The organism is Streptomyces sp. NBC_00872, from assembly GCF_045161915.1.
Classification (GTDB): Bacteria; Actinomycetota; Actinomycetes; order Streptomycetales; family Streptomycetaceae; genus Streptomyces.
This window is the reverse complement of sequence record NZ_CP108806.1, coordinates 8,342,997-8,364,002: the sequence shown is the minus strand read 5'-3', so window position 1 is coordinate 8,364,002 and position 21,006 is coordinate 8,342,997. Positions and strand designations below refer to the sequence as shown.

8 protein-coding genes and 2 pseudogenes are annotated in these 21,006 nt (G+C 72.2%); 6 read left to right on the top strand and 4 right to left on the bottom strand.

The genetic code is table 11. The annotated features are described in order from the left end of the window. The first annotated feature begins 148 nt into the window (after nt 1–148). A complete protein-coding gene (locus tag OG214_RS35620; protein ID WP_405987100.1) occupies nt 149–1,420 on the top strand; it encodes a hypothetical protein in 1,272 nt (423 codons plus the stop codon). Between the two features lie 118 nt (nt 1,421–1,538). On the opposite strand, the gene sbnB is transcribed toward OG214_RS35620, so the two are convergent. The 4 genes from sbnB to OG214_RS35600 all read right to left on the bottom strand — a co-directional run bounded on the left by sbnB (nt 1,539) and on the right by OG214_RS35600 (nt 5,443). Further along, complete coding sequence (sbnB, locus tag OG214_RS35615) at nt 1,539–2,537, bottom strand: 2,3-diaminopropionate biosynthesis protein SbnB (protein WP_405987099.1); 999 nt, start codon at nt 2,535–2,537, stop codon at nt 1,539–1,541. Beyond that, nucleotides 2,531–3,568 carry a 2,3-diaminopropionate biosynthesis protein SbnA gene (gene sbnA / locus OG214_RS35610; RefSeq protein WP_363084461.1) on the bottom strand — a complete coding sequence of 346 codons (1,038 nt, stop codon included), beginning with the start codon at nt 3,566–3,568 and terminating at the stop codon, nt 2,531–2,533. The genes sbnB and sbnA overlap by 7 nt, the downstream gene beginning before the upstream one ends. Nucleotides 3,569–3,649: 81 nt before the next feature. Beyond that, the gene (locus OG214_RS35605; protein WP_405987098.1) at nt 3,650–4,900 is read right to left on the bottom strand and encodes an MFS transporter; all 1,251 of its coding nucleotides are present in this window, start codon (nt 4,898–4,900) and stop codon (nt 3,650–3,652) included. Between the two features lie 324 nt (nt 4,901–5,224). Further along, nucleotides 5,225–5,443, bottom strand: a complete 219-nt coding sequence (locus OG214_RS35600; protein ID WP_363083044.1) for an MbtH family NRPS accessory protein — start codon at nt 5,441–5,443, stop codon at nt 5,225–5,227. A gap of 186 nt (nt 5,444–5,629) precedes the next feature. Between OG214_RS35600 and OG214_RS35595 the strand changes: the two genes are divergently transcribed. The 5 genes and pseudogenes from OG214_RS35595 to OG214_RS35575 all read left to right on the top strand — a co-directional run bounded on the left by OG214_RS35595 (nt 5,630) and on the right by OG214_RS35575 (nt 20,777). Further along, nucleotides 5,630–6,682: a TauD/TfdA family dioxygenase gene (locus OG214_RS35595; protein WP_405987097.1), complete on the top strand. Its 1,053-nt coding sequence runs from the start codon at nt 5,630–5,632 to the stop codon at nt 6,680–6,682. Nucleotides 6,683–6,828: 146 nt separating this feature from the next. Then, a pseudogene (locus tag OG214_RS35590) lies at nt 6,829–11,382 on the top strand (amino acid adenylation domain-containing protein); the annotation flags it as partial. 12 nt (nt 11,383–11,394) lie between these two features. Then, nucleotides 11,395–12,816 (top strand): annotated as a pseudogene (locus OG214_RS35585) (non-ribosomal peptide synthetase); the annotation flags it as partial. Continuing rightward, nucleotides 12,799–13,416 (top strand): phosphopantetheine-binding protein, encoded by a 618-nt coding sequence (locus tag OG214_RS35580; RefSeq protein ID WP_405987701.1) that lies wholly within the window; start codon nt 12,799–12,801, stop codon nt 13,414–13,416. The pseudogene OG214_RS35585 and the gene OG214_RS35580, both read left to right, overlap by 18 nt. Then, entirely contained in the window at nt 13,413–20,777 is a 7,365-nt protein-coding gene (locus OG214_RS35575) for an amino acid adenylation domain-containing protein (RefSeq protein ID WP_405987096.1), read from the top strand. The genes OG214_RS35580 and OG214_RS35575 overlap by 4 nt, the downstream gene beginning before the upstream one ends. Nucleotides 20,778–21,006: the final 229 nt, after the last annotated feature.

Genomic DNA, 21,006 nt, shown 5'->3' with positions numbered 1-21,006 from the left:
AGGCGATACGGACGGCTTCCGCACCACTGATCACACACGGCGGTCTGACGCCCTGGCGCTCCAGTTCCGCCGCCACGCGGCCGAACGCCACCCGGCCGACGCGGCTGCGGGCGGCGACACCGTCGAGTACCGCGTACTGGACCGCGAGATGCCCGGTCAGCGCCACCGCGAGGACGGCCGCCACCAGCACGCGCGGGCGCGCCGGGCCGCCGGGCCGTGCGGATCCGACGGAACCGGCGGATCCGACGAGACCGGCGGATCCGACGAGACGGACCAGGCACAGTGCCACCGGAAGCGCGAACAGCGCGTAGGCGGGGAGCAGGAAGCGGGGCGCGGCGTAGTCGATCAGCAGCAGATACGGGACCGCCAGCGCGAGACCGGTCAGCGCCGGCACCAGGACGACGGCGTGCCGCCGCAGCCGGACACCGGCCAGCACACCGCCCGCGATGAGCGGCGGAAGGACGAACCACCACACGGCGGTGACCGGCCGCCGCCACGGCACATCGCAGGGGCGGCACAGCAACCGCCCGTCGAGCGCGCGCAGATGGCCGTCGAAGGCGAGGTGCCAGCCGAGGTCTCCCTGGATCTCGCTCGCACGGCGCAGACGCGCGAGGAGGCCGCCGTAGGCGGTGTACGCCTCGACGACCCACGGCGCGCAGCCGAGAACCGCACCGGCCGCGAGCGCCAGCAGCAGGACGGGCCGCCGCCAGGCGCGGACCAGCAGCGTGGCGATACCCAGCGGCAGGGCGAGCCAGAGGGCGTCCGAGGGGCGCATGAGCGCGACGAACGCGACTCCCCCGCCGAGTCCGGCCAGGGCGCGGCGGTCGGAGCGGTCGCGGGCGGCCCGCAGGAAGCAGCCGACCGCGAAGAGCGCCCCGAGGGCGACCCAGAGGTTGGGCATGACCTGCGGTCCGTAGACCACGGTGATCCACAGCCCGGCGAACAGCGCGCCGGCGACGGCGAGCACCGGTACGGGCAGCAGTCTGCGCCACACCAGGAGCGCGCAGAAGAGACCAGCGCCGGAGAGCAGCGCCAGATGGACACGCAGCACCCCGACGGACGGGGTCAGCAGGGTGACCGGTGCGACGAGGAAGGTGATGCCACGGGCGCGCGGCGCGCTGAAGAACGCGGCCTCCGCGTCCCTGGCGACCTGGCTGACATACACCGTCTCGTCCCAGCCGAGCCCCGAGCCGGGTACGAAGAGCGTGAGCTGAACGAGCGTGTAGACCCCCGCCACGGCGGCCAGCAGACCGAGGTCACGGCTGCTCGCCCGGTCTCCCCGGGGCCGGGACTCCTTCCCCCGTGGGCCGGACTCCACGGCTGGGATCTCTGCCATACGCACCACGCTGCATCCGCGCCGCCCGCGCCACCATCGGGACACGGCACCCGGTGGAAGGGACGGCGGCGGGCGGAGTCATGACGTACGAAACCCGCCCCGGGGGAGGCGGGTTTCGTCGTCACGCACGGATCGTGCGTACAGATCGCGTACGCGGATCGCACGCTGATCGCACGCGGATCGCGCACGGATCGCGCACGGATCAGTCGGGGGCCGGGAGGAAGCCGGGCAGCCGCGTCCCCAGGGAGAGGGCTTCCGCCCGGCGGCGGACCAGATCCGCGACCGCGAGGTCGAGGACTCCCAGACCGAACGGGGAGAAGACGGTGACCCGGTCCTCGGCGCGCCGGCCCGCGTCGGGGTCCGCGAGAACGGCGCCGATCGGCGCCTGGATGAAGTCGCGGCCACCGGTCCGCTGCTCGGCGAGATGGAGCGAGGTCGCCTCACGGCAGACATGGTCGGCGTCGTCGACCACATTGACCGCGGCGAGGACGGAGTCCGCGGTGAGGTCCCGCAGGGAGAGATGGAGGACCAGTGTGCCGGGACGGCACGCCTCGGTGGTCAGATACGGGGTGGCGGCCGTGGTGGCGAGGCTGACCAGACGGTGCGCGGCGAGCGCCTCGTCCGCCGTGCCGGCCGAGGAGACCTTCAGATCGGGCCACTGCCCGCCGCAGCGGTCGGCGAACGCACGCGCGCGGTCCTGGTCCAGATCGAACAGCGTGACCTCCGCCAGATCCGGCAGGGCCGCCCGCAGGAAACGGAGCACCTCGAAGTTGATGACCCCGCAGCCGACCAGGGAGACCCCGGTGTCGGGTGTCCGCGCCGTGAGCGTGGCGGCGGCCAGGGCCGCGCTCGCCGCGGTGCGCCGCGCGGAGATCACGGAGCCCTCCACGAACGCCTCGGGCATTCCGGTGGCCATCGAGTTCATGATGATCGCCGCCGACGCGCGCCGCAGACCGGCCGACACATTGCCGGGGAACGAGGAGACCCATTTGACCCCGCCCACCGGAGTCTCGTCGCCCAGATAGGCGGGCAGCCCGATGATCCGGTTGCGCCGGTCGTCGGGGAAGCGCAGGAAGACGGAGTGCGGCAGTGCCGTACGGCCCTGGTCGTGCAGCACATAGGCCCGGCGGACCGCCTCCAGGACATCCTTCTCGGCGCCGTCGAGGACCTGGTGTACGTCCTCGGCTCCCAGGATCAGCATGGCGCCACCCCCATCTCGGACATCTCCGACTTCTTCTCCTTCCACAGGTGTGACACATCACCGAAGTGACGGGTGACCCAGTCGTCGTTGTAGATCGTGTCGAGATACCGCTCGCCCCGGTCGGGCAGGATCAGCGCGACATTCGCCCCCGCCGGGATCTGCTCGCTCATGGCCGCGAGGGCCGCGATCAGGGCGCCCGTCGAGCCGCCGGCGAGGATCGCCTCGCGGGACGCCAGCCTGCGGCAGCCGACCACACAGTCCAGGTCGGCGACATGGACGACCCGGTCGGCCAGACCGTCGCGGTAGAGGCCGGGGCGGACCGCCGCGCCATGGCCGGGGATCAGCCGGGGGCCCGGGGGGTTGCCGAAGATGGCGCTGCCCTCGGCGTCCACCGCGACCACGGTCACCGGCAGCCGGTGCTCCCGTACGTACTCGGCGCAGCCGCGCAGGGTGCCGCACGAACTGGTCGCGCAGAAGAGGTAGTCGAGTCCGCCGGGGAGGCTCTCGACGATCTCTCCCATGGTGTTCTGATGGGCCCGGGGGTTGAGCGGGTTGGAGTACTGGTCGGGCCAGTACGCGTGCCGGATCAGACTGGTGAGTTCACGGATCCGGCGGATACGGACCGGAAGGTACTCCCCGGTCGCCGGGTCAGTCTCGCTGACGACCTCCACCTCGGCCCCGAGCGCCCGCATGATCGCCACGTTCTGGCGGTTGGTCCGGGGGTCGACGACACAGATGAACCGGATCCCGTAGTACGCGCACACCTGGGCGAGGCCGATGCCCAGATTGCCGGAGCTGGACTCGACCACGACCGAGCGCCCGGGGACGATCCGGCCGTCGCGGATGCCTTCGCGCAGCATCTCCAGCGCGGACCGGTCCTTCATACTGCCGCCGGGGTTGTGCGCCTCCAGCTTGGCGTAGGTACGGAACGCTCTGGACGGGTCGAGCCTGGCCAGTTCGACCAGCGGCGTCGCTCCGATGGTGCCGAGCACCCCGGCGGGTCGTACGGATCCGGTGTCAGACGGCAGCATGTCTCGTCCCCGTCCCGGGGAGTCGCGCTCCGAGCATCGTGCGAAACACGGTTGTTCCTCCTTGGTAGTGCACCGGTCTTGTCAGGAATCCACCGAGTCAGCGGTGCTCCGCCGTACCGAGCGGGAGAAGGTCGCGGCGCAGGCCAGCAGAACCATCCAGACGGCGAGGGCGGCGGCGGCCCGCCGCGGCCCCACCGCGTCCAGCAGCAGCCCGCCGACGAGCGCGCCGATGGGCAGGGCTCCGGCGGACAGCATGCTGGTCGCCGCGAGGACACGGCCGCGCAGCCGGTCCGGGGTGATGGCGAGCTGGTAGCTGCCGACCGCGACATTCCAGACGGGCCCGACGAACCACATCGCCGCGTAGGCGGCCGTGAGGACCACGAGATCGTCGGCGTACACGATGACGCCCATCAGCACCGCCCAGACCCAGTTGGCCCCGATCACCAGGGCGGCCAGCGAGAATCTGCGGCCGAACCAGGTGGCGGTGAGCGAGCCGAGCACCCCGCCGGCGCCTGCGGCGCCGACCATGAAACCGATCCCGGCCGACGAGGCCCCGGCGGCGGTGGCCATCACGATGACGATCAGGAAGAGCGCGCGGAAGAGGAAGTTGCTCCCCGCGACCAGCAGGGTCGTGGCCCGTACGAACGGCTGGTCCTTGAGCCAGACCAGCCCTTCCCAGACCTGGGAGGCCATCCCGCCGGTGCGCCGGGTGGTCCGCTCGGCCTCGAAGTCCTTGCGGACGAGCAGCAGGCTGACCAGCGCCGCCAGATAGGACACGGCGTCGAGCAGGAACGGGACGGACCGTCCCACGCCGAAGAGGATGCCCCCCAGCGGCGTACCGAGCATGGTGGCCGCCCGGCCGCGTGCCTCGTTACGGGACAGCGCCTGGCGCAACTGGCCGGGGCCGACGACATTCGGAACCGCCGCGTGCGCGGCCAGCCCGTAGAACACGGAGAGGGTGCCCTCGGCGAATCCGACCAACAGGATGTGCGCCAGGCGCAGTTCGCCGAGAGCCAGCGCCGCCACGATGCTCGCGGCCCCGACGCAGCGCAGTACGTCGCACCAGATCATCAGCCGTTTGCGGTTCCAGCGGTCGACCAGCGCGCCGGCCGGAAGCTGGAACAGCAGGGTGGGCAGCAGGGCGAAGAAGCCGGCGATGCCCGCGTCGGACGCCGAGCCGGTCAGGGCGAGTACGAGCAGGGGGTAGGCGACCGTGGAGGCGGTCGAGCCGACGATGGAGACGGCCGAACCGCTCCAGAGCAGCATGAAGTCACGGTTGCGGTGGAGCGGTGTCACCGGGCCGTCGGGCGGGGACTTGGCGACGGTGGTCATCGCGTATCCCCTCCCACGGAGGCCGGTACGCGCCCTTCGGCGTACCGGCCCGGCAGATCCGGGGCGTGCTGCGAAAGCGGCGCCGTCCGCCCGGAGGACGGGTTCACGCCCGCCGCGGCGCGGCTGATGCCACCGCGGTACGGGCGTCGCGGGCCGGGCGGGACTTTCGCAACACGCCCTCGTTCGGGGGTCGTTGGCATATTCATCAGTCAGGCACCTCGGCCAGCGGGTCCGGTACGGGTACGGCGGTCAGGACGGGCGGGGCGGTCAGGACGGGCGGGGCGGTCAGGACGGGCGGGGCGGTTCAGGCCTGGGCGGGGCGGTTCAGGCCTGGGCGGCCTTCTCCATCTCGCGGCGCAGGCTGAGCGGGCGCATGTCGGTCCAGACGGTGCCGATATGGGCGAGGCAGTCCGCCCGGCTGCCCTGGGTGCCCTCCGCGTGCCACCCGAGCGGCAGCGCCCGGTCGGCGGGCCAGACGGAGTACTGCTCCTCGTCGTTCACGACGACCTGGTGCGTACGCTCGTCGGTGTGTTCCTCGGCCATGGCGGCCCTCCTCGGCTTCACGGTCGCGTCATGGACGCCACAGGGTCGTGGCGACGGAAGCGAGCCTGCCGGTGGTTCAGCGCGGCTTGCAGAGAAGAAAGCGCAGAGTGGCGGGCACGCGCGCTGCTGACAGTGCTGCCGCTTGTTCTCTCGTTCGGGCGCGGCCCGCCGCTGAGGCTGAGGCGCATGAATGCGAACTCATCCGCACCCCCAGCCCCGCCCGCCCGCGCGGATTCCGGACGGCGGTCCGCCCCCGGCCCCACCGGACCGGCCTCCGGTACGGCGTCCGCCACGGGGTCCACCCTTCCCTTCGTCGTGCCGACCGGGACACCGGGCACACCGGTGGCCGAATTCCTCCCCGACGCCCGCCCGTTCATCCGGGAGCGGCTGCGCGAGCACGGCGCGGTCCTGCTCCGCGGTTTCGACATCGGCGGGGTCGAGGGGTTCGAGGACGTGGTGCGGGCGGTGTCGGGCGAGCCCCTCGCCTACGCGGAGCGCTCCTCGCCCCGCAGCACCATCAAGGGGCAGGTCTACACATCGACGGACTATCCGCCGAGCGAGGAGATCTTCCTGCACAACGAGAACTCCTACCAGGCCACCTGGCCGATGACACTGTTCTTCTACTGTGTACGGCCCCCGGAGACCCTGGGGTCGACCCCGCTCGCCGACACCCGCAGGGTGCTGCGCGCCATCGATCCCGCCGTACGCGAGGAGTTCGCCACCCGCGGCTGGATGGTGGTGCGCAACTTCATCGAGGGCTTCGGGGTGCCCTGGCAGCAGGCGTTCAACACCGACGACCGCGACGAGGTGGCCCGTTACTGCGCGCGCAACGGTGTGGAGGTGGAGTGGACGGGTGCGAACGGGCTGCGCACCCGGGCCCGCAGGAAGGCCGTGCACACGCATCCCGTCACCGGCGAGGAGGTGTGGTTCAACCATCTCTCGTTCTTCCATGTGACCACCCTGGCCGAGGAGATCTGCTCGGGCCTGCGGGAGATGTTCGACGAGGACGAGCTGCCGACCAACACCTTCTACGGTGACGGCGAGCGCATCCCCGACGAGGTCGTCGCCCATCTGCGGAGCTGCTACCGCGCCGAGCTCCGGCGCTTCGACTGGCAGCGTGACGATGTGCTGCTGGTGGACAACATGCTCGCGTCGCACGCCCGTGAGCCGTTCACCGGCCCCCGGAAGATCGCCGTCGCCATGGCCGAGCCGTCGGACGCGGTCCCCGGTCCGGTGTGAGCACCGCTCCCCGGTCCGGTGTGAGCGCCGCTCCCCGGTCCGGTGTGAGCGCCGCGTATTCCCTTCACGGAGCGTCCCGCTCCGTACCACCGGGTGACCTCATCCCGGTCCCGTGAACCCCTACTTCTCACTCTGGGAGGCGACCGATGGCAACCGGCGATGGCCCGTACCCGCTGTCATTCGCACAGGAACAGCTCTGGTTTCTCGATCAGCTACGGTCCGGAGCCACGACCGAGTATCTGCTGCACGAGGCGTTCCGGCTGCGGGGGCCGCTGGACACCGGCGCGCTCACGGCCGCGCTGTCGGAGATCGCCGTACGTCACGAGGTGCTGCGCACGCGGTACGTCTCCGTGGACGGAGACGGGGACGGGGACCGCGACGGGGAGTCCGGTACCGGGGCCCAGATCGTGGACCCGCCGCGGCCGGTGGAACCCGTCCTGGTGGATCTCACCGGGCTGCCGGCCGGTGAACGGCCCGCGCGGCTGCGCGAGCTGAGCGCCGGCGAGCTGCGTACGCCGATCGATCTGCGCGAGCGCCCGCCGTGGCGGGTGACGCTGGTGGATCTCGGCCCGGACGACACCGCGCTGCTGATCACCGTGCATCACATCGCCTTCGACGGCTGGTCGTGGGGTGTGCTCGCGGAGGAGATCGAGACGCTCTACACGGCGTTCGCCGGGGGCGGGCCGTCGCCGCTGGAACCGCTGCCCGTGCAGTATCTCGACTACGCGCAGTGGCAGCGCGAGAGTTACGAGGCGTCCGCCGCGTCGATGGACCGTCAGCGCGCCTACTGGCGGGAGCGGCTGGCGGATCTCGATCCGCTTGAGCTGCCGACCGACCGGCCGCGTCCGGCCCGGTGGGACCCCACCGGGGACAGTCTGTCCTTCACGGTGCCGGCCGCGCTCGCGGCGCGGGTCGACGAGGTCGGCCGGCGCGCGGGCGCGACACCTTTCATGACCTATCTCGCGGCGTTCCAGCTGCTGCTGGCCCGGTACTCGGGCCGGCGCGATGTGGCGGTCGGGGTGTCCCTGGCCAGCCGTGACCAGGCCGAGCTGGACCAGATGATCGGTATGTTCCTCAACACCGTGGTGCTGCGGACCGATCTGTCCGGCGACCCCTCGTTCGTGGAGCTCCTGGCGCGCGTCCGGGACAGCCAGCTGGACGACTTCAGCAATCAGGAGGTGCCGTTCGAGCGGGTTGTCGCCGATCTGGCCCCGGAGCGTGACCCGTCCCGCAACCCGGTCTTCCAGGTGGGGTTCGCGCTGCACAACGCCCGGCGCCGGCCGCTGCGGCTGCCCGGTCTGGAGGTCTCCAAGTACGACTCGCCCACGGCCAGTTCCGCGTTCGATCTGTCGCTGCATCTCGCCGCGCGTCCGGACGGCTCGATGGAGGCGAAGTTCCTCTATCCGACGGCGCTGTTCGACGCGGCGCGTATGGAGGGGATGGCGGCCGGACTGCTGCGGCTGCTCACGGATGCCGCCGACCGGCCCGACGTACCCGTGCGGCGGCTGGAGATCGTCCCCGACTCCGAACTGTCGCGGTTCGCCGAGTGGAACCGTACGGAGACGGTGACCACCGGCCGGTCCCTGTCCGAGCTGTTCGTCGAGCGGGCGCGGGCCACACCGGACGCGGTGGCCGTGGTGTCCGGGGGTACGGAGACCCGTTACGCGGAACTCGCACGGCGGGTGGACGCGCTCTCCCGGCGGCTGCGGAGCCTGGGGGTCACGCGCGGTACGCCCGTCGGAGTGGCGCTGCACCGGAGCACCGACCTTGTCACGGCGCTGCTCGCGGTGCTCGCCTCGGGGGCGGTGTACGTACCGCTCGCGCCCGAACACCCGGCGGAGCGGCTGGCGTTCATGGTCTCGGACGCCGGTGTCGAGGTGCTGCTCACCCAGGAGTCGCTGCGTGACCGGCTGCCCGCCCATCCCCGTGTGCTGACGCTCGACAGCGCCGCGCGCGAGAGCGCGCCGGCGGACGCGGGCCTCATGACACCGGTGCCCGTCGGAGCCGCCGATGCCGCGTACATCATGTACACCTCCGGTTCGACCGGCCGGCCCAAGGGTGTGGTCGTCACCCATGCCGGCATGAGCAACCGTGTGCTGTGGTCCGTGGACCGGTACGGGATCGGCGCGGGCGACCGGGTGCTCCAGAAGACCACCATCGGATTCGACGCCGCCGTATGGGAGTTCCTGTCGCCGCTCGTGTCGGGCGGCACGGTGGTGATGGCACCCGAGGAGGCCCATCGCGACCCCTCGGTCATGGTCCGCGCGGTGGCCGAGCACGATGTGACCGTCCTTCAGCTCGTCCCGTCCGTACTGCGGCTGCTGCTGGCCGAGACGGATCTCGGCGAGTGCTCCGCGCTGCGGCTGGTGTGCTCGGCCGGCGAACCGCTGCCCGCGGAGCTGTGCGCGCGGCTGCGCGACACCGTCGATGTCGAGGTGTTCAACACCTACGGTCCGACCGAGTGCGCGATCGACTCCACCGCGTGGCGCTACGACGGGACCGAGCGGACCGAGATCGTCCCGATCGGCCGTCCGCTGCCCAATGTCCGCGCGTTCGTGGTGGACGCCGAGGACCGGCTCGTACCGGTGGGTGTCCCCGGTGAGCTGTGTGTCGCCGGGGCCGGTCTGGCGCGCGGCTACGCGGGCCGGGGAGATCTGACGGCGGACCGCTTCACCCCGCATCCGTTCCCGAGCGCCCCCGGTGAGCGGTGGTACCGCACGGGGGACCTGGTGCGCCGTCGCGAGGACGGCGCGCTCGAATTCGTCGGGCGTATCGACGAGCAGGTGAAGGTACGGGGTGTCCGGATCGAGCCGGGTGAGATCGAGGCCGCCCTCACCGCCCATCCCTCGGTCGCCGCCGCGGTGGTGACCGCACACCGGCCGGAGTCCGGGGACACGGAGCTGGTCGCCTATCTCGTACCCGCCCCGGGGACATCGCTCCCGGAGTCCGAGGAGCTGCGTGCCCTGCTGGCGACCCGGCTGCCGGAGAGCATGATCCCGTCGGTCACCGTGGCGCTCGACGCGATTCCGCTGACGCCGAACGGCAAGGTGGACCGCCGGCGGCTGCCGTCGCCGGAGGGCCGGAACGAACCGGACCGGACGGCCTGGACGGCACCCCGTACCCCCGCCGAGCGGACCGTCGCCGAGCTGATGGGCGAGATCCTCGGGGTGGAGCGGGTCGGCGCCGACGACGACTTCTTCGCACTCGGCGGGCACTCCCTGCTGGCGATCCGGCTGGTGCTGCGGCTGCGGCGCGCCTTCGGCATCGAGCTGACGGTCGGTGAGCTGTTCCACGCCCGTACGGTCGCGGAGCTGGCCGCCCGGGTCGGCTCGGCCGGGACGGACGCCGAGGAGCCCTCGATCCGGCCGGTGGAGCGCGGCGGGGAACTGGCGCTCTCGTTCGGCCAGCAGCGTATGTGGTTCCTGGACCAGCTCGATCCGGGCAGCGACGAGTATGTCGTCCCGGTGGCGCTGCGGCTGCGCGGCCCGCTGGACGCCGAGGCGTTCCGGCGGGCGGTGGACGCAACCGCGGCGAAGCACGAGATCCTGCGCACCCGGTATGTCGCGCACGCCGGTGATCCGGTGCAGCTCATCGACCCGCCGGGCCCTGCCGACTTCACGCTGCACGATCTGACCGGCGAACCGGAGGCCGAGGCCCTGGCCCGGGAGCTGCTGGACCGGGCGTCCGGTCTGCCGTTCGATCTGGAGCGGGAGGCCCCCTTCCGGGTCACGGTGATCCGTACGGCGCCCGACAGCCATCTGCTCGGGCTGACGCTGCATCACATCGCGTTCGACGCCTGGTCGATGGGGATCTATCTGAAGGATCTGAACGCGGCGTACGAGGCGTTCGCCGCGGGCCGGCCCTCGCCGCTGCGCGTCCAGCCGGTGCAGTACGCGGACTTCGCGGCCTGGCAGCGCGAGCAGCAGTCGGCGGGCGAGATCGCGGGGCAGCTCGCCTACTGGAGTGACCGGCTGACCGGGCTCAGCCCGGTCGAACTGCCCGCCGACCGGCTCAGATCAGCCGTGCGCGACGCCCGCGGCGACACGGTGATCGTGGACGTACCGGCCGGGACGGGCCACGGCGTGGCGGATCTCGCGGCGCGGCACGGCGCGACACCGTTCATGGTCCTGCTGGCGGCGTTCCAGCTTCTGCTCGGACGCTATACGGGGCGTACGGATATCGCGGTCGGCACCCCGGTCGCGGGCCGGACCCGGGAGGAGACCGAGGAACTGGTCGGCTTCTTCACCAACAATCTGGTGATCCGCAACGATCTGTCGGGCAATCCGGTCTTCGCGGACTTCCTGGGCCAGGTGCGCACGGTGTCCCTGGAGGCGATGGCCCACCAGGACGTGCCGTTCGAGCATCTGGTGGACGCGCTGCGGCCCGACCGTGATCTCTCCCGCAATCCGCTCTTCCAGGTGATGTTCGAACTCCAGCACATGGAGGGAGTGCCCGCGACCCTGGGCGGGTCGGTCATCGAGCCGGTCCACACCGGGCCCGCCGTGGCCAAGTTCGATCTCACCATGACGGTCAAGCAGCGCTCCGACGGGCGGCTGCACTGCTGGTTCGAGTATGCGACGGGGCTCTTCGAGCGCGCCACGATCGAGCGGATGGCCGGGCACTATCTGGCGCTGCTGAACAGTGTCACGGCCGCTCCCGACGCGCGGATCGGCGATCTCACGCTGCTCACCGAGGAGGAGCACAGGACGCTGGTGCACCTCTGGCCGGATCCGGAGGGGGACCGGCTCGCCCGGCTCGACCCCGCCGCGGAGCACGCGCTGACCGTGCCCGAGCTGTTCGAGCGGCAGGCCGCGCGGACACCGGACGCGGTGGCGGTGGTGGCGGGGGGTGTGGAGATCGGCTACGCGGAGCTGAACGCCCGCGCGAACCGGTTCGCCCACCGGCTGCGCGCCCTGGGCGTCGGACCCGAGACGGTCGTCGCGTCCTGCCTGGAGCGGGGCGCGGAGGCGGTCGTGGTGCTGCTGGGTGTGCTCAAGGCCGGCGGGGTGTACGCGCCGTTCGACCCGCTGCACCCGCTGGAGCGGCTGCGCTTCATGCTGGGCGATGTCGGGGCGACGGTGGTGGTCGCCACCGGGGCGTTCGCGGAGCGGCTCGGGACGGGTCCGTACCACGTGATCACCGTCGACGGCGAGGACGGGACCGGCGGACCGGAGCCGGCGAAGGACCGCCGGGCGTCGGCCTCGGCGGATGCGTCGGCGGATGCGCTGATGTCGGCGGATGCGCTGGCGTCGGCGGATCCTGGGGCGTCGGAGAACGTGCCCGTGCCGGTGGCACCGGGCAATCTCGCCTATGTCATCTACACCTCCGGCTCCACCGGGCGCCCCAAGGGGGTGATGATCGAGCACCGCTCCTACGCCCACCACTGCCGGGTGATCGCGGACGAGTACGGCATCGAACCGGGTGAACGGGTCGTGCTGCTGTCCGCGCTCACCTTCGACGTGGCGATGGACCAGATCGCGGCCACCCTGACGGCGGGCGCCACGATCGTGGTGGGTGACCCGGTCTTCTGGACCCCCGCGGAGCTGCCCGCCCGGCTCGACGAGCACGGTGTGACGATCGTCGAGATCACCCCGGCCTACTACCGGGCGATGGCGGAGTCCGGCTCGCTGAACCGGCTGACCGGGCTGAAGCTGATGAACGTCGGCAGTGACGTGGTCACGGTGGCCGACGCGCGGCGCTGGGCCGAGACCGGGCTGCCCGGTCGCTTCCTGTGCAACTACGGGCCCACCGAGGCGACCGTCACCTGCCTGCTCCACCGGGTCGGCGCGGAACCCGGCACGGAGTCCGGCCCGGGACCCGCCGGGGAGCAGAGCGCTTCGGCGATGCCCATCGGACGGCCGGTGTCCGGGACCCGGGCCTATGTGCTGGACGCGGATCTGCGCCCGGTCCCGGCCGGGGTACCGGGTGAGCTGTGCCTCGGCGGTGTACGGCTGGCCCGTGGCTACCACGGCAGGCCGGAGCTGACCGCGGACCGGTTCGTACCCGATCCGCTGGGCACCGAGCCGGGGCAGCGGCTGTACCGGACCGGCGATCTCGTACGCCACCGGCCCGACGGCGTGATCGAGTTCCTGGGCCGGATCGACCACCAGGTCAAGATCCGCGGACTGCGGATCGAGCTGGGCGAGATCGAGGCGGCGCTGGCGCGCCATCCCGCGATCCAGGAGGCCGTGGCCGTGGCGGCGGAGGTGGCGCCCGGCGACAAGCGGCTGGCCGCGTATCTGGTGGCCCGGCCGGACAGTTCGGTGCCCGCCATCGGCGAACTCCGCACCCATCTGGGGGAGTTGCTGCCGGAGTACATGATCCCGTCGCTCTGGGTGACACTGCCGGCGCTGCCCCTGACCAGCAGCAAGAAGGTGGACCGCAAGGCACTGCCCGATCCGGTGCTCGCCCGCACGGACGGCGGACGGGAGTACGTGGCCCCGCGTGACCCGGCGGAGGAGACCGTCGCCGCGATCTGGTGCGAGGTACTCGATGTGGCGCGGGTCGGCGCCCTGGACGACTTCTTCGCGCTGGGCGGCCACTCGCTGCTGGCCACCCGGGTTCTCGCGCGGATCAGAGAGGCGTTCGCGGTCGACCTGCCGCTGCGCAGGCTGTTCGAGGCCACCACGGTGGCCGAGCTGGCCGAGGCGGTGTCCGAGGCCATCGAGGCCGAGATCGCCCGGCTGTCGGACGACGAAGTGGCGGGGCTGCTGTCCCAGAGGAGTGTGCGATGACCGAGACAGAGACCGGCGACCGGACGGCACTGCGGCAGGAGCTGCTGCGGCAGCGCCTGCGCGGCAGGGCGGCGCCCCCGCGGAACGACGGGATCGGCCGGGCCCCGCGCGGCGGCCCGCTGCCGCTGTCCTTCGCGCAGCGCCGGCTGTGGATCCTGGACCAGCTCCAGCCGGGCAGCACGGAGTATCTGATGACCGCGGCCCTGCGGCTGCGGGGCGAGCTGGACCCAGCCGCGCTGCGCACCGCGCTGGACGGGACGGCCGCCCGGCACGAGGTGCTGCGCACCCGCTATCCGGTGGTGGACGACGAGCCGGTACAGCTGATCGACGAGCCGGGTCCCGTACCGCTGACCGAGCTGGACCTGCGCGGTGTGGACCGGGAGCGGGCGGACGCCCGGCTGGCGGCCCTCGTCACCTCCGAACGGCTCCCCGTCGATCTGGCGACCGGACCCGTCCTGTCCGCGGTGCTGGTCCGGCTGGACGAGGACGAGCACGCGCTGCTGCTGACGTTCCATCACATCGCCTCGGACGGCTGGAGCGAGGATCTGCTGGTGGCCGAGGTGGCGGCCCGCTACGGCGACGCCGTGGCCGGCCGCCCGACGGCGGAGCCGCAAGCCCCCTTGCAGTACGCCGACTTCGCGGTCTGGCAGCGCGAACGGCTCTCCGGGGAGCTGCTGGAGAGGCAGCTCGTCCACTGGCGGGAGCGGCTGGCCGGGCTGGAGCCGCTGGAGCTGCCCACGGACCGGCCGCGGCCCGCCGTACGGGATGTCGCGGGCGCGCAGGTGCCGCTCAAGGTCCCTGCGGAGGTGGCCGGACGGCTGACGGCGCTGGCGCGCGATCACGGCGCCACCCCGTTCATGGCGCTGACCGCGGCGTACGCGGTACTGCTCGGCCGCTGGAGCGGACAGCGGGACGTGGCCGTGGGCACACCCGTGGCCGGCCGCGACCGGCCCGAGGTGCAGGACATGGCCGGGCTGTTCCTCAACACCCTGGTCCTGCGGACCGATCTGTCCGGCTCGCCCTCCTTCACGGAGGTGCTGCGCCGGGTACGGGAGGCCGCGCTCGACGCGTACGCCCATCAGGAGGTGCCGTTCGAGCGGCTGGTGGACGAACTGGCGCCGGAGCGCGACCCGTCGCGGACCCCGCTGTTCTCGGCGATGCTGCTCTGGCAGGAGGAGTCGGCCTCGACGGCCGGGCCACGGACCATGGGCCCGCTGACGGTCGGCCGGCTGCCGGTCGGTGAGAGCACGGCCAAGTTCGATCTGACGCTGGGGGTGTCCCAGCTGCCGGACGGGTCCCTGTCCGGGGCCCTGAACTACGCGTCGGCGCTGTTCGACCGGGAGACCGCCGAGCGGTTCACCGCGCACTTCGCCCGGCTCCTGGAGAGCGCCACGGCCGAACCCGCGCTGCCGGTCGACGAGTTGGAGATCCTCCCGCCGGCCGAGCGCGGTCTGCTGCTGGAGGGGTGGAACGACACCGCCCGGCCGTATCCGTCGGGGACACTGCCCGCGCTGTTCGAGGCGCAGGCCGCCCGGACCCCGGACGCGACCGCGCTGCGGTACGAGGGCACGGCCGTGTCGTACGCGCGGCTCGCCGCCGAGGCCGGCCGGCTCGCCGGGGAGCTGCGGGAGCGCGGTGTGGGCCCGGAGTCCGTGGTCGGGGTGTGTCTTCCCCGGGGTACCGGTCTGATGGTGGCGCTGCTCGCCGTCATGAAGGCGGGGGGCGCGTATCTTCCGCTGGATCCCGAATACCCGCGCGAACGCCTCGGTTTCATGCTGGACGACTCGGCCGCGACGGTCGTCGTCACGGACGCCGGGCTGGCGGCGCTGGTGTCCGGCGGGGACCGGCAGTTCGTGGACATCGACGCCGACCGGTCCGGGCCGTCCGCGCCCGCCGGCACCGGCTCCTGGTCCGGCCCCGCGCCGGAACACCCCGCGTATGTCATCTACACCTCGGGGTCGACGGGCCGCCCCAAGGGCGTGGTGGTCGAGCACCGCGCGATCGTCAACCGGCTGCACTGGATGCAGGAGGCCTACGGGCTCACCGGGGCGGACCGGGTGCTCCAGAAGACCCCGTACGGCTTCGACGTGTCGGTGTGGGAGTTCTTCTGGCCGCTGACGACCGGCGCCACCCTGGTGCTGGCCCGGCCCGGCGGGCATCGCGATCCCGCCTATCTGGCCGGGGTGATCGCCGCCGAGGGCGTCACGACCCTGCACTTCGTACCGTCCATGCTGCGGGCGTTCCTGGCCGGACCGCTGCCGCCGCTGCCGACCCTGCGGCGGATGATCTGCAGCGGCGAGGCGCTCCCCGCCGACCTGGTCACGGCCGTGCACGAAAGGATCGGCTGCGAGCTGCACAATCTGTACGGGCCGACCGAGGCGGCGGTGGACGTCACCGCCGCGCGGTGTGCGCCCGGTCTGCCCGTCACCATCGGACGGCCCATCGCCAACACCCGTACCTACATCGTGGACGACGGGCTGCGGCCGGTCCCCGTCGGTGTGCCGGGGGAGCTGCTGCTCGGCGGTGTGCAGCTCGCCCGTGGCTATCTCGGCCGGCCGGCGCTGACGGCGGAACGCTTCGTACCCAGTCCGTTCGCCACCGCTCCCGGCGAGCGGCTGTACCGCACCGGCGATCTCGCCCGGTACCGGACCGACGGCACCATCGAGTATCTCGGGCGGCTGGACCACCAGGTCAAGATCCGCGGCCAGCGGGTCGAGCTCGGTGAGATCGAGGCCGTGCTCACCGAGTGCGCGGGGGTGGACTCGGTCGCGGTCACCCTGCACGACGAGCGGCTCGTCGCCCATCTCACCCCGGTCACCGCGGATGTCGCAGCGGTACGGGAGGAGTTGCGCGGAAAGCTGCCCGAGCACATGTGCCCGGCGCACTGGATGCTGCTGGACGCCCTGCCGCTGACGACCAGCGGCAAGGTGGACCGCAAGGCGCTGCCCGCGCCCGACGACACCAGGTCGCTCTTGGCCGGGGAGTACACCGCGCCCCGCGACGCGCTGGAGCGGACACTCGCCGAGGCCTTCGCCGCGGCCCTGGGCGTCGACAAGGTGGGTGTGCACGACAGCTTCTTCCAGCTCGGCGGTGACTCGCTGCGCGCGATCCGGGCCGTGGGCCGGCTGCGTGAGCAGGGCTTCGAGGTGTCCGTGCACGACATGTTCACCCGTCAGCGGGTGGCCGAACTGGCGGAGCTGGTGCGCTCGCGCCCGCGACCGGACGGCGGTACGGCGGGCCCGGTGGCGGCCGATGTGCTCGTGGAGCGGTTCGCGCTGGTGGGGGACGAGGACCGGGCCCGGCTTCCGGAGGGCCTGGACGACGCGTACCCGATGGCGCAGACCCAGGCCGGGATGGTCTACGAGATGCTGGCGGCGACCGACCGGGCCGTCTACCAGAACGTCTCCTGCTACAAGGTCCGCGACGAGCTGCCGTTCGACCCCGCGGCGCTGACCGAGGCGGCCCGGACGCTGGTCGCGCGCAACGAGATCCTGCGGACCTCGTTCGATCTGTCCGGTTACTCCGAGGCCATGCAGCTCGTCCACCGGGAGGCGGAACTGCCCATCGGCTTCGACGACTTGAGGTCGAAGCCGGCCGAGGACCAGCGGGCCGTGGTGGACGGCTTCCTGGTGGGCGAGCGGCGCAAGGCCTTCGATCTCGGCCGCCCCCCGCTGCTGCGCTACCACGTCCATCAGATCTCCGACGAGGAGTGGTGGCTGACCCATATCGAGGCGCACGCCATTCTGGACGGCTGGAGTCACACCTCGGTGGTCGCCGAGCTGATCTCCCTGTACCGGACGGTACGGCAGGGCCGGACACCGGATCTGCCACCGCCGCCCAATGTGCGGTTCGCCGACTTCGTGGCGCTGGAGCGCGCCGCGCTCGCCTCGGAGGAGGACCGCGCGTTCTGGGCGGAACGGATCGGCGGCAGCGAGAAGTTCGAACTCCCGCCGGCCTGGGGTAGCCAGGAGCAGGACGAGAAGGCCACGATCATCGATGTGCCGTACCGGGATCTGCTGCCGGGTCTGCGGCGGCTCGCGGCGGCGGCCGGCGGCTCGCTGAAGAGTGTGCTGCACGCCGCGCATCTGCGGGCGCTGGGTGTGGTCACCGGCCGCAGGCGCTTCCACACCGGGCTGGTCTGCAACGGCAGGCCGGAGCTGGCGCGCGGGGACGAGGTGCGCGGGCTGTATCTCAACACGGTGCCGTTCGCCGCCGATCTGTCGGCCCCGACCTGGCGTGAGCTGGTCCGCGATGTCTTCGCGGGCGAGGCGGCGCTGTGGCCGCACCGCCGCTATCCGATGCCGGCGATGCAGCGGGAGTGGGGCACCTCGCCGACGCTCATCGATGTGGCGTTCGGCTTTCTGGACTTCCATGTCCTCGACTGGGAGTCCGACGAGGTCGGCATGGTCGACGACTTCAGTCCCAGCGAACTCGCCCTGGAGGTCTGGACGTTCCCCGGGGTGCTGCGTCTCGGCGGCCGGCCGAGCCTGGTGGGACGCGCCCAGCTGGAACTGCTGGGCCGGGTCTACCGTCATGTACTGGAGGCGATGGCCGCCGACCCGGACGGTGACGCGTACGGGCTGACGCTGCCGCCCGCCGACCACGACCGGACCGTGCACGACGGGAACGACACGGCGCGTCCGGTGCCGGCCGATCTGCTGGTGCATGAACTGGCCGCGGCGCAGGCCAGGTCGACCCCGCACTCGGTCGCCCTGCGGTACGGGGACGAGACCGTCGGCTACCGCGCGCTGGACGAGCGCGCCGAGCGGCTGGCGCGGCGGCTGCGCGCCCTGGGCGTCGGGCCCGACACCATCGTCGGGCTGTATCTGCCCCGTACCCCGGATCTGATCGTCGCTCTGCTGGCGACGCTCAAGGCCGGGGGCGCGTTCCTGCCGCTCGACCCCGAGTATCCGGCCGAGCGTCTGCGGCACATGCTGACGGACGCGGCGGTCACGGTCCTGCTCAGCACGCGCGCGCTGCGTACCGCGCTTCCGTCCGGGGTGAACTGCGCGGTGGAGACCGTCGAGGACCTGCCCGAGGGGAACCCGCCCGGTGGAAGTCCGTCCGGCGGAAGTCCGTCCGGCGGAAGTCCGTCCGGCGAAGACCTGCCCGGCGGGGAGGTCGCGGCGCCGGATCCGGGGGGCCGGGCCTCGCTCGACAGTCTCGCCTATGTGATCTACACCTCCGGATCCACCGGGCTGCCCAAGGGTGTCGGGGTGCCGCACCGGGGACCGCTCAATCTGCGGTACGCACAGCGTGAGCACCTCGATGTGCGCGAGGGCGACCGGGTGCTCCAGTTCGCCTCGCCGAGCTTCGACGCCTTCGTCTGGGAGGTGATCATGGCGCTCACCAACGGGGCCGAACTGGTGCTGCCACCACCGGACACGGACCCGGGCGATCTGCGGCAGCAAGCCGGTCTCGTCACCCATATGACACTGCCGCCTTCGCTGCTCGACCGGCTGGCACCCAGCGACTTCCCGCATCTCAGGGTGCTGGTGTCGGCCGGTGAGGCCTGCTCCGCGGAACAGGCGGCGCGCTGGTCGGACCGGGTGACCTTCATCAACGCCTACGGACCGACGGAGACGTCCGTATGCGCCACCCTCGCGCCCGTGCCTCCCCGGGGAAGCGGCCCCGCCCGGGTGAGCGGCCCGCCGTCGATGGGGCGGCCCATCGGGAACTTCCAGGTGTACGTCCTCGACGCGGACCTCCGCCCGGTGGCGGACGGGGTCCAGGGCGAGCTGTACGTGGGCGGCGCCGGGCTGGCCCGGGGATATCTCAACCGTCCGCACCTCACGGCGGAACGCTTCGTACCCGACCCGTACGGCGGCCGGCCCGGGGACCGGCTCTACCGCACCGGGGACCTGGTGTCGCGCAACACCGACGGCACACTCCAGTACCACGGCCGCCGGGACCACCAGGTGAAGGTGCGCGGACTGCGCGCCGAGCCGGGTGAGATCGAGAATCTGCTGCTCGGCCATCCGGCGGTGGCCGCGGCGGTGGTCACGGTGCACCGCGCGGGCACGGCCGACGCGACGCTGGTGGCGTACGCCGAGACCGCGGAGGGGCGTACGGCCGAACCCGCGGAACTGCGCGAGCATCTCCGCGGCCGGGTGCCGAAGGGGCTGCTGCCCACGCACTACTTCGTCCTCGACGCCTTCCCGCTCACCCCCGCGGGGAAGACCGACCGTGCGGCGCTGCCCGTGCCGGACGGTGCGCGGCCCGCGCTCATGGCGCCGTACGTGGCTCCCTCGGGCGAGCTGGAGGAGGCCATCGCCGACGCGTGGAGCGAGGCGCTGACCGTCGAACGCGTCGGAGCCCACGACGACTTCTTCGAGCTGGGCGGTCATTCGCTGGCACTGATGAGGATCGTGGCGACGCTGCGCGCCCGGCACGGACTGGAGCTGCGGTTCAGGTCGTTCATCGAGCACCGTACGGTCGCGGGTCTGGCGGCGAGCATCGAATCCGCCCGGAACACATCGGCCCCGGAGGGCGAGGAGGCGACCCGGGCGATGCTGTGGATCCGTGAGAAGGGCAATGGCAGTCCGCTGTTCTTCGTCCACCCGGGCGGCGGCAGCGCCCACTGGTATCTGCGGCTGGCCCCGCATCTGCGGACGGAGCGGCCGGTGGCCGCGTTCGAGTGGCCGGGACCGCACACCTCGGCGAGCCCGCCGACCGCCGAGGAGATGGCCGAGCGCTATCTCACGGAGCTGCGGGCCCTCCAGCCGGCCGGGCCCTACGTGCTCTTCAGCTGGTGCGGCGGCAGCGGTATCGCCTCGGAGATGGCGAGCAGGCTGGTGGGCGCGGGCGAGGAGGTCACCTTCATGCTCCTCGACCCGGGTCTCGACGCACACGAACGGGCCGAGGGATGGCGGGAGCTGGCACTGATCCGCCGGCTGGAACGGCTGGTCGACGAGGTGGCGCGGGGCGGCGCCGACGCGGACACCCCGGAGCGCCGGGCGGAGATCCTGGATCTGCTGAACCACCTGGTCGACGATGTCGACGAGGAGACCGGTATCACCCTGCCCGACGAGGGGGTCGGCGAGGCGTGGCCGCGCGCCGCCCGGATCTGGCGGGAGGTGATGGAGATGGATCTGGCCTACCGACACCGCCCGTTCCCCGGCCGGCTCCATCTCATCGTCAGCGATGAACTCGCCCAGGGCGAGCACGAGGTGGCGTTCGGCCAGACGTTCGAGGACTATCTGGGCCGCTGGCGTGAGCTGCTCACCGAGGGGGTGCGGGTCCATCGGGTGCCGGGTGATCACTTCGGGGTGATGAAGCCGCCGCATGTGTCGCGGCTCGCGGAGGTCATGGACGCGGTGATCGCCGGCTCGGGGTCGAGCGACGGGGCCGCGGAGGGCTGACGGCGCGGGCGGCCTGGCCGACGAGGAGCGGTGGGACACCGGAGGACGGTGTCCCACCGCTTTTCCGTGTGCTGCCGGCAAGGGCGGCGGGGGCGGTGCAATCGGAGGCGTTGGTGCCGTCGTACGTACGAGAGGTCCGGGTCCGTGTCTCTGTCTCCGTGTCCGTGTCCGTCGGTGGGCGGGCCCATGCGAAAGCCCGGGGCGGTCCTGGTGGTCAGGACCGCCCCGG

Coding starts and splice junctions, on each gene's coding strand:
- OG214_RS35620 (WP_405987100.1), top strand. CDS start 149: ATGCCCGGTCAGCGCCACCGCGAGGACGGCCGCCACCAGCACGCGCGG.
- sbnB (WP_405987099.1), bottom strand. CDS start 2,537: ATGCTGATCCTGGGAGCCGAGGACGTACACCAGGTCCTCGACGGCGCC.
- sbnA (WP_363084461.1), bottom strand. CDS start 3,568: ATGCTGCCGTCTGACACCGGATCCGTACGACCCGCCGGGGTGCTCGGC.
- OG214_RS35605 (WP_405987098.1), bottom strand. CDS start 4,900: ATGACCACCGTCGCCAAGTCCCCGCCCGACGGCCCGGTGACACCGCTC.
- OG214_RS35600 (WP_363083044.1), bottom strand. CDS start 5,443: ATGGCCGAGGAACACACCGACGAGCGTACGCACCAGGTCGTCGTGAAC.
- OG214_RS35595 (WP_405987097.1), top strand. CDS start 5,630: ATGAATGCGAACTCATCCGCACCCCCAGCCCCGCCCGCCCGCGCGGAT.
- OG214_RS35575 (WP_405987096.1), top strand. CDS start 13,413: ATGACCGAGACAGAGACCGGCGACCGGACGGCACTGCGGCAGGAGCTG.